At 44.7% G+C, this 9,548-nt stretch carries 8 protein-coding genes and 1 other RNA gene; 5 read left to right on the top strand and 4 right to left on the bottom strand.

Translation table 11 applies throughout. The features are described 5' to 3' along the window. The first annotated feature begins 142 nt into the window (after positions 1–142). Genes mdcG through SE27_RS04870 form a run of 3 tightly spaced genes read left to right on the top strand, consistent with a single transcriptional unit; the run spans position 143 to position 2,556 of the window. Entirely contained in the window at positions 143–802 is a 660-nt protein-coding gene (mdcG, locus tag SE27_RS04880) for a malonate decarboxylase holo-[acyl-carrier-protein] synthase (protein WP_039621378.1), read from the top strand. Then, on the top strand, positions 786–1,670 hold the full coding sequence (gene mdcB / locus SE27_RS04875; protein WP_039621377.1) for a triphosphoribosyl-dephospho-CoA synthase MdcB: 885 nt from the start codon (positions 786–788) through the stop codon (positions 1,668–1,670). Before mdcG ends, mdcB begins: the two co-directional genes overlap by 17 nt. After that, positions 1,648–2,556, top strand: coding sequence for a malonate decarboxylase subunit epsilon (locus tag SE27_RS04870; protein WP_039621375.1), 909 nt, complete (start codon positions 1,648–1,650; stop codon positions 2,554–2,556). The genes mdcB and SE27_RS04870 overlap by 23 nt, the downstream gene beginning before the upstream one ends. A gap of 304 nt (positions 2,557–2,860) precedes the next feature. Here SE27_RS04870 and ssrA read toward each other — a convergent pair. After that, positions 2,861–3,219: a transfer-messenger RNA gene (gene ssrA / locus SE27_RS13620) on the bottom strand. 130 nt (positions 3,220–3,349) lie between these two features. Here ssrA and glpK point away from each other — a divergent pair. Further along, on the top strand, positions 3,350–4,834 hold the full coding sequence (gene glpK, locus SE27_RS04865) for a glycerol kinase GlpK (protein ID WP_039621373.1): 1,485 nt from the start codon (positions 3,350–3,352) through the stop codon (positions 4,832–4,834). A 65-nt stretch (positions 4,835–4,899) separates the two neighbouring features. On the opposite strand, the gene SE27_RS04860 is transcribed toward glpK, so the two are convergent. The 3 genes from SE27_RS04860 to SE27_RS04850 form a co-directional block, all read right to left on the bottom strand. Further along, positions 4,900–6,429, bottom strand: a complete 1,530-nt coding sequence (locus SE27_RS04860) for a DHA2 family efflux MFS transporter permease subunit (protein WP_039621371.1) — start codon at positions 6,427–6,429, stop codon at positions 4,900–4,902. A 6-nt stretch (positions 6,430–6,435) separates the two neighbouring features. Beyond that, positions 6,436–7,587, bottom strand: a complete 1,152-nt coding sequence (locus tag SE27_RS04855) for an HlyD family secretion protein (RefSeq protein ID WP_039621370.1) — start codon at positions 7,585–7,587, stop codon at positions 6,436–6,438. A 280-nt stretch (positions 7,588–7,867) separates the two neighbouring features. Next, positions 7,868–8,368 (bottom strand): thioesterase family protein, encoded by a 501-nt coding sequence (locus tag SE27_RS04850; RefSeq protein WP_039621369.1) that lies wholly within the window; start codon positions 8,366–8,368, stop codon positions 7,868–7,870. Between the two features lie 103 nt (positions 8,369–8,471). Between SE27_RS04850 and hemB the strand changes: the two genes are divergently transcribed. After that, entirely contained in the window at positions 8,472–9,485 is a 1,014-nt protein-coding gene (hemB, locus tag SE27_RS04845) for a porphobilinogen synthase (protein WP_039621367.1), read from the top strand. Positions 9,486–9,548 lie beyond the last annotated feature (63 nt).

Below are 9,548 nucleotides of genomic sequence, written 5' to 3'. Positions count from 1 at the left end.
CCGAAAAAGCCATTCAACAGCAGCAAAGTCAGATCAATAGCTACCTAAATGATGAGCGTCGGGAGATTGCCCAGCAAAGACAAGGGCGGCATTTAAGTCATGAAATCGTGGCCGCGGTACTGCGTGCATAAGGAGTTTTGCCATGAACCGCCACGATTTAATTTATCTTCAAGCCAGCGATTCATACAGATTTTTAGATGCCTCGCTGCCCTTACAGGTTAAACAGAAAATACAGGAACAGATTTCACAGAATATTCCTTTTACTGTATGCCGACAGGAATCCGAAGATTATTTCAAAGTGGCAATCAACATCATGCTGCAACAACGAAAATATCGCGTCGCGCTTGGCTTAAACGCAACGCCTACTTTAAGTCAGCGCCCCCTGCTATTGGCTAGAATATTAGACCGTTTCTCGGCTGAAATTCAAACTATGCTACAGCATTTTATCCGCGCGATGCAGCAACTGTCCTGCTGTGTATATGTGTATGGCTCGTATGCCAACCAGTTTTTTAATCCAGATATTTTTGTACATGCCCAATCCGATCTCGATTTACTGATTCAGCCTGAACACCGCCATGCCTTAGATCAAATTATTGCTGAAATTATTAAATTTAAAGCACAGCTCTGTATTCCAATTGATGGTGAAATTGCTTTAGAGCATAAGCAAAACATTTCCTTTAATGAGCTTATTTTTGCACTCCATCATCAACAGGAACAAATAATCGTCAAAGGACTGCGCGATATTAAGCTGCAAAATATTGCAGACATTTGTGGAGGGAATCTGAATGCATTCCAACAATAGCGTACTTGCAACGGCTAAAAATACGACCATCCATCGCCTTGCGGCACAGGTTGAACAATTGGCATTAAGCGCTTTACATGATGAAGTCAGCCTTGAACTGAAACCCGGTTTGGTCTGCCCATCCAGTGTCGGCAGCCACAGCGATATGGATTATGCACTGTTCCAAAAAAGTATTCGCGCTATGCAAGGCTATTACGCACAGATTTGCCAACTGGGGTTTGCACAGCGTCCCTTCAGCCATTTACAACAAAGTGGTCTGCACTATGAACAGCAGATGTTAAAAGCCACTGCACAGATTAACACCCATAAAGGGGCTATTTTTAATCTTGGCTTTGCCTGTGCCGCTGTAGGGCAATGCATTAAAAAAGATTTATCCCTGAATAGCGCACAGATCTGTCAGCAGCTTATACAAAACTGGCAATCGGATTTACGCTATAGCTTGGCGCGGAATCCACTAAGCCACGGTCAACAAATGCGAAAAAAATATGGAATCGCGGGTGCCATTGAGTTGGTGGCAGATGGTTTTCAGATTATTCAACATCAAGCGCTGCCCTGCTATCAATCCACACTACTGGCCACCGGCAATCATCAGCTTGCGGCACTACAGACATTGGTATTACTGATCAGCCAGTTATCCGATACCAATATTGTATGGCGCGGCGGAATGAGTGCTTTATTTATTGTTCAGGAAATGGCACAAAATTTTCTCAATCAAGGCGGTGTTTTACAATTAAATTGGCAAACGCAGCTGCATCAGATGAACCAGTATTTCACCGAACATCGGCTTAGCCCAGGTGGCAGTGCAGATTTATTGGGTGTGACGCTATTTTTTTATAAGGTGGAACATGAACTTTGTCATCATCTTTAGTGGACAAGGCTTGCAGTCCATCAAACATATGCAAGAAATTAAAGACACGGCGCAAGAATTAGGCTTAAGTGAACAGTTTCAACCGTTAATCCATCAGATATCCGATGCAGACTTTAATCCTGCGCAGTTGTTTGACAATCAAGTTGCACAGCCCTTTATTTTTGCACTGCAATATTTAAGATGGCAAAAAATTAAAGCACATTTTCCTGAGCCAATGTTACTCTCTGGCTATTCTTTGGGTGAAGCCAGTGCGGTGTGTTGTAGTATGGCACTGGATATTTCCGCCGCCACCCAACTGATTTTAAAGCGTGCCATGCTGATGGACAACCTGTGCACACAAAGTGGCTTGGCCGCGATTCAAGGCTTGAATCTTAAGCAACTTCTCCCGTTACTCCAGCATAGCAGCACAGAGATTTCAATTAAGCTGAATGACACGCATTATATTATTGGGGGTACAGAGATTGCTCTTGAACAATTAATTGACAGTGCCAAAGCGCATGGTGCACAACAAGCCAGCAAGCTTAAAGTCTCCATTCCCTCACACACTTCTTTTATGCAAGATGCAGCGGAAGGTTTTGCTGATTATCTACAGTCTTTGACCTTAAACAATATGCACATCCCAATCATCAGTGCATCTGATGGTCAAAAATACTACCAACCACAACAAGCCATTACTATTTTAGCAGCGCAAATTGACCATGCTTTGAACTGGCATAAATGCATGGAAATTATTCGTGAATATCAGCCCGATGTTATTTTAGAAATAGGTCCAGGCAATGCATTAACCCGCATGATCAGCGCAACCATGCCTAATGTTCAGGCTAGAAGTTTCGATGATTTCAGTCAGTTTGAAGGGGTAAAAAATTGGTTGGAAAAATTTATTTAATTGAGTGATTTAAAAATTCGATGTGAAAAACACCATTGAGCATTATTTCGTTCTAATCGATTACGTCCCTACTTGGTAATGATTAGATTATCGCCGTATAAAATACCCATAATTATCTCTCTAGCCTTTTTACCTGCACTTGCTCGTTCAGGATACGCAATGTACATGCCAACGTACACGGCGCATGTACACTATAGCTAGTTATGTTTGGTTATACTCAGGCATAAAAAAAGGCTTAACCCCTTTAGGATTAAGCCTTTCAGTTCCTAAACTTGGCATACTTTGCCATGTTTGGGAAGGTATTTGGTGGAGGTGGCGGGAGTTGAACCCGCGTCCGCCAGCATTACGCTCGAGAATACTACATGCTTAGATATCGTCTACTGTTTTAACTCTTTGTGACCCGACGAACAGGGTACAAATCGCGATCCTCTTAGTTTAGTACAAAGCCCCGAGGCTTGACTTTATACGGCCTTGTGTGCGTGCGCTTCAGTCGAACTCTCTAACCACAAGTATTCGGAGAGTTGGACAAGCTGCCCTTAGGCAGCTAGAGCGTATGATTCGTCGTTTGCGACTAAAAAATGCAAATTTGATTAACGAGAGAAAATGCGCTCTCGGCATGCATCTATGAGTTTCATCACCAGCGTCGAAGCCAGAAACACCCCCAAAGTACAAAGCGATCATAGCATAAATCTTAAAAATTACGAGACATTTCCGCATAATTTACACAACTTGATACGCTGCGTTGCAGAATTGAACTAATATTTGCCTTTATCAGCCCAATAACAGAAAAATTATGAGCTACTTACTTGCCCTTGATCAGGGCACAACCTCTAGTCGAGCCATTATTTTTAATGAACATGGCCAGATTCAAGCCACAGCACAACGTGAAACCCATATTCAGACCCCACATTCAGGTTGGGTCGAACAAGATGCTCAGGAAATTTGGACCACACAAATTGCGGTAGTGCAGCAAGCGTTGGCCTCTGCCGGAATTTTAGCCAAGGACATCCACGCCATTGGGCTGACCAATCAACGCGAAACTACAGTGATTTGGGATAAACGCAATAGCCAACCGCTCGCGCCGGCCATTATCTGGCAAGATCGTCGTGCAACGGACTGGTGTAATCATCTGGCTGAGCAAGGTCTACAGGATAAAATTCAGCATAAAACCGGCTTACGCATCGACCCTTATTTTAGTGCCGGAAAATTGGTCTGGTTACTGGACAATATCGCTGGTCTACGCGAACTTGCCGAGCAAGGCCATGTGGCCTTTGGTACGGTCGATAGTTGGCTGATGTGGAATCTCACTCAAGGTGCTGAGCATGTGATTGAAGTCAGTAATGCATCGCGCACGATGCTGATGAATCTGCACACCCAAACTTGGGATGAGGAATTGCTTGCGCTGTTTAATATCCCGCATAGCGTACTGCCCAAAATTATTTCATCCGACAGTTATGTGGCCGATACCGCAAGCGGTTTATTGGGCGCCAATATTCCCATTACGGGTATTTTAGGTGATCAGCAATCGGCTTTATTTGGGCAATCTTGCTTTGAAGTGGGCACTGCAAAAAATACCTATGGCACCGGTTGTTTTATGCTGTTCAATACAGGCTCACAGGTGCAGTTGAGTCAAAATAAACTGATCAGCACCGTAGCATGGAACTGCCAAGAACAAACCACCTACGCGCTAGAAGGCAGTGTTTTTATGGCCGGTGCAATCGTACAATGGCTGCGCGATGGTTTAGGAATTATCCATAACAGCAACGAAGTTGAAAAACTCGCCTGCCAAGTCAGTGATACAGATGGCGTGGTTTTGGTACCCGCCTTTACCGGTCTGGGCGCGCCGCACTGGGACAGTGATGCACGCGCCTTACTTTGTGGTATGTCACGTGGTACGCATAAAGCCCATATTGCGCGGGCGGCGTTAGAATCGATTGCTTTTCAAGTGTCCGATGTTTTAACCGCCATGCAATCTGATATTGCTCATCCGTTAAAACAATTACGCGTCGATGGCGGTGCCAGTCATAACGATATGTTGATGCAATTTCAGGCGGATATTTTAAACGTACCGGTACTGCGCCCCAAAATGTTGGAATCAACTGCATGGGGTGCAGCCGCAATGGCTGGATTAAAATCTGGCGTCTTTTCTAATTTAGATGAAATTTCTGCCTCTTGGCAGCTCGATCGTATGTTTGAACCGAATATGAATAATGATCAGCGAGAAATGCATTTGAATCAGTGGCAAACAGCGTTAAGACGCAGTCGATCTGACCTATAAATTAACATCCAACCCATAACGATCTTCTGCGCATTTTAACGCGATAGAAGATCGTTATTTTTAGATTAATGCGTAGGTTGTCCACCGACACCGGGTTTGGGTTTCGGACACAGCCAAATAATCAGGCCTGCAAAAACAAACACCATGGATAAAATTAAAAACACATGATTGGCAGAGAGCGTTAAGGATTCTTGATCGACCAAATGTGAGATATAACCCAAAGCCGAGTCTGGGCTCATGCCCTTTTGCACTAAGTTATTTTGCACTTCATCGACGTGCAAGGTAGCCACCATTTCGCTGCGGGCAATTTTACTGTGATCATCCCACATGGTAATGGCAATGGATGCACCGATGGCGCCAGCCATGGTTCTTAAGAAATTCATAAGACCGGCAGCTGAAGCCATTTCTGATGGCTTCACCGCCGCCAAGGCCATATTGGACAGGGGAATAAAGAAAAATGGCACCGCAAAGCCTTGTAAAATTTGTGGCACGGCCAAAGCCATAAAGTCCGCTTCAGTCACCCAAAAAGATCGCATTAAGGTCGCTACGGCTAAAATCATTAATCCAAAACAGGCCAAAGCACGCTGATCATATTTGGTGGCCATTTTCGCCACAATCGGCGACATGGTTAAACTACCAAATCCCATGGTAGCCGTTAGATAACCGGCCCAAGTTGCGGTATAGCCCAAGTTAATCTGCACCCATTGGGGAATTAACACAATACTGGCAAAGAAAGCGCCAAAGGCAAAGGCCAAGGACAGCACCGAAACGGTAAAGCCACGATATCTAAAAATTTGGATATTGACCACGGGATGGCGCTCCGTCAGCTCCCAAATAATAAAAGTCACCAAGCCCACCACGGTAATGACAGCCAAAGCACAAATAAAGGTGCTGTTAAACCAATCATTTTCATGACCCAAATCCAGCATCAGCTGTAAAGCGCCAATCCAAACAATCAGTAAAAATAATCCGACACTGTCAATTTTAATTTTGGCAATGGCAGTTTCAGCAGGTTTTAACAAGCGCATGGCTGCAACGGCGCAAAAGATACCAACGGGGATATTAATAAAGAAAATCCAGTGCCACGACAAATTATCACTGATAGATCCCCCGAGGATCGGCCCTAAGATTGGCCCCACCACCGTGGTCATCGCCCACATTCCCATGGCTTGCGATTGCTTTTCTGGTGGAAAAATACGCATCAGCAAAGTTTGGCTCAGCGGCATAATCGGTCCGCCAAATAGGCCTTGCCCAATTCGACAAATCACCAACATCTCTAAACTGGTGGATAAACCACATAGAATTGAAAAGCAGGTAAAGCCAATTAAACTCACCACAAAAACGCGCACACCGCCAAAACGACCTGCGAGCCAACCGGTAAGCGGCACACAAATTGCTTCGGCCACGGCATAGGAGGTAATCACCCATGTGCCTTGTGAGCTGGAGACCGCCAAACTTCCGGTAATATGCGGCACCGACACATTGGCAATGGTCATATCTAACACCACCATAAAGTTGGCCAAAGCCAACACAAAGGCAGCAAAGATTAAGCGTCCCCCTTTCAGGTCGCCAAATGCTAGATCATTATTTTTCATAGCGCGTTACTTCGACGCGATATTAATTTTCGCGTCCATCGACAAGCCGACCCGTAAAGGATGATCGGCCAACTCTTTCGGATCCAGCGCAATGCGTACGGGTAAACGTTGCACCACCTTAATCCAGTTTCCAGTGGCATTTTGTGCAGGAATCAAGGCGAAAGCTGAACCCGTTCCGCCAGAAAAGCCCACTACGGTGCCGTTAAATTCAACATCAGAGCCATATAAATCTGAGATTAAGGTAACTTTTTGACCCACTTTTACTTTGGGCAATTGATTTTCTTTAAAGTTGGCATCGACATACAATTGCGTAATTGGCACCAACATCATTAACACGCTGCCCGGCGCCACACGCTGCCCGACTTGAATATTACGGCGGGTAATCACACCATCAAACGGCGCTTTAATTTCGGTACGTTCTAAATCCAATAAGGCTTGCTTAACATGCGTCTCGGCAATCAATACGTCAGGCGCCGAGGTTTCATTACTGCCTCGAATCAGTGCTTCATTGGCAGCCAAAGTGCTTTGTGCGGCTTTTTGGCTGGATTGTGCTTGAGCCAAACCGGCCTGATTTAAAGCCAAGCCAGCTTCGGCATTTTTAACCGCACTTTGTGCGGTACTCAGTTCTTCTTTAGAAATCGCGCCAGAGGCGGCCAATGTTTGACGACGTGCCAAATCATCTTGGGCTTTGTTTAGATCGGCTTGGGCTTTGGCCACTTGTGCTTTGGCACTGTTAATGCCATCGTCACTGACAAAGACTTGAGAATTTAAAGCACTGCTGTTGGCTTGTGTTTGCTTATATTGACGTTTGGCTTTCATGAGCTCAGCTTGTGCTTGAGCAAGCGCAATTTCTGCGTCACGATTGTCTATGCGCAGTAAAAGATCACCTTTTTTGACCGCTTTGGTATCACTAACCAACACTTCAGCCACTTGACCATTGACCATCGAGGTGATCGATGCCGTCTCGGCGCCCACATAGGCATTATCGGTACTGATAAAGTGATTGAAAAAGATCGCCCACACTGCATAGGCAATGGCTACAATCAGCAGAATCAGTCCAACAACAGTTAACGCTTTTTTACGTTTGTGCTTTAAAGCGGCATCAGAGAGTTCTTCAGTTTTTGCGCCGTCTAACTCAGAATTTTGTGCATCTGTCATCGATTATTCCTAAATTCGATAGACTGGGTCACCACACGGCATAAACGTAGTGCTAACTAATAAAACCAACCGCTATGCCTGACCATCCATGTCATGAGATGGTGTCGATGAGAAAGTCACTTTATTTGATTGATGACGCATTTTAATGATAAAAAAATCATGATGCGAGAATAAAAACACAACTCACCAGTTTTAAAAATGATTTTAGAAGTAAATTTTCATCCATAGATGCATCAAAGCGCAAGAGAGCCGAGTTTAATTTAATCGGCTTAACCCAATATTAATAGGCATACGAGGCAATTGCTGTTGCAATTGCTTTATCCGCATCATTCACCAACGTCATACGCATGGTGCAGCCTTTACGCCCTAAACGTAAGGTTTCAGCACGGGCAATAAAATATTGACCACGACCTGGCGCCAAATAATCCACTCGCATATCAACCGTGGCTAAACGGGTCACTTTTTTAATGGTGTCCGGCAAATCTGCCGCTTCGGTCTTTTTATACAATTCCCCCATGGCCACAATACCGCCAATACTGTCTAAGATGGTTGCAGCCACACCGCCATGTAAAATCTGAAAAGCCACATTGCCCACCATAAACGGTTGCATATCAATATAGGCTTCAATTTGTCCATCCACTACGCGCATTTGCATTTCGTTATGTTTAAAGTACGGCGCGTGATTAAAGGCATGACACAATTGTTGCAACACCAAATCTATCTCCACTTTCGAGCCCAAATGAATCCCCCCCATCCACTTTTTATCTGCATTACTGGTCATGTACTGGAATACCTTAATTTGAGAAATAGCTGTTAACTTTTGCCCCAAAATTCAATTCTGGGTCTACAATAGTCTTAGTTTAATACTGATCAATGAGATTGTTATGACTTATACGTTCAATCGTCCTGCATTTCCGGCCACCCGTATGCGCCGCATTCGTAAAAATGACAAATTACGTTCTATGGTGCGTGAAACACAGTTGACGACCGATCATCTCATCTACCCAGTATTTGTCCTACCGGGACAAAACCAAAGCCAAGATATTCCGAGTATGCCGAATATCCAGCGTTTATCGGCTGATTTACTGCTAAAAAAATCAGAACGCTTACTGGAATTGGGCGTCTCTAAACTGGCGTTATTCCCCGTTACACCGCAGCACGATAAAAGCTTAACGGCTGAAGCAGCGTGGCACGAAGATGGCGTGGTGCAAACCACGTTACGCTTATTAAAAAAAGAATTACCCGAGATGGTGCTGATTACTGATGGCGCACTTGATCCCTACACCACGCATGGCCAAGACGGCATTATTGATGACAGCGGTTATGTATTAAATGATGAAACGGTTGAGTGTTTAATTAAACAGGCCTTAAGCCATGCTGAAGCGGGTGCGGATGTGGTTGCACCCAGTGACATGATGGATGGTCGTATTGGCGCAATCCGCAGCGCACTTGAAGCAAATGGCCATATTTATACCAATATCATGGCCTATTCAGCCAAATATGCTTCCAGCTTTTATGGCCCATTTCGTGATGCGGTCGGCTCATCGAGCAATTTAAAAGGGGGCAACAAATACAATTATCAGATGGATATTGGCAACCGCGCCGAAGCATTACATGAAATTGCACTGGATATTCAAGAAGGTGCTGACATGGTGATTGTTAAACCGGGCATGCCGTATTTAGATATTGTGCGTGAAGTCAAAGATACCTTCGGGGTTCCTACTTTTGTCTATCAAGTCAGCGGTGAATACGCCATGTTGGCCGCAGCCATTCAAAATGGTTGGTTGTCGGATGATGTGATTATTGAATCATTGATGAGCTGCCGCCGTGCCGGTGCAGATGGTATTTGGACTTATTTTGCTGAAGAAGCCGCGCTTAAACTCAAAGATATGCGCTAAATAGTTGCCAGCCGATAACATGAAGATTGCCATTATTGGTGCAGGCATCAGTGGACTGATGTC

The organism is Acinetobacter harbinensis (assembly GCF_000816495.1).
Taxonomy (GTDB): Bacteria; Pseudomonadota; Gammaproteobacteria; order Pseudomonadales; family Moraxellaceae; genus Acinetobacter; species Acinetobacter harbinensis.
Note: the sequence above shows the minus strand (reverse complement) of the source record. Positions and strands in the feature narration are given on the sequence as shown.

Coding starts and splice junctions, on each gene's coding strand:
- SE27_RS04850 (WP_039621369.1), bottom strand. CDS start 8,368: ATGACCAGTAATGCAGATAAAAAGTGGATGGGGGGGATTCATTTGGGC.
- SE27_RS04860 (WP_039621371.1), bottom strand. CDS start 6,429: ATGAAAAATAATGATCTAGCATTTGGCGACCTGAAAGGGGGACGCTTA.
- hemB (WP_039621367.1), top strand. CDS start 8,472: ATGACTTATACGTTCAATCGTCCTGCATTTCCGGCCACCCGTATGCGC.
- glpK (WP_039621373.1), top strand. CDS start 3,350: ATGAGCTACTTACTTGCCCTTGATCAGGGCACAACCTCTAGTCGAGCC.
- SE27_RS04870 (WP_039621375.1), top strand. CDS start 1,648: ATGAACTTTGTCATCATCTTTAGTGGACAAGGCTTGCAGTCCATCAAA.
- SE27_RS04855 (WP_039621370.1), bottom strand. CDS start 7,587: ATGACAGATGCACAAAATTCTGAGTTAGACGGCGCAAAAACTGAAGAA.
- mdcB (WP_039621377.1), top strand. CDS start 786: ATGCATTCCAACAATAGCGTACTTGCAACGGCTAAAAATACGACCATC.
- mdcG (WP_039621378.1), top strand. CDS start 143: ATGAACCGCCACGATTTAATTTATCTTCAAGCCAGCGATTCATACAGA.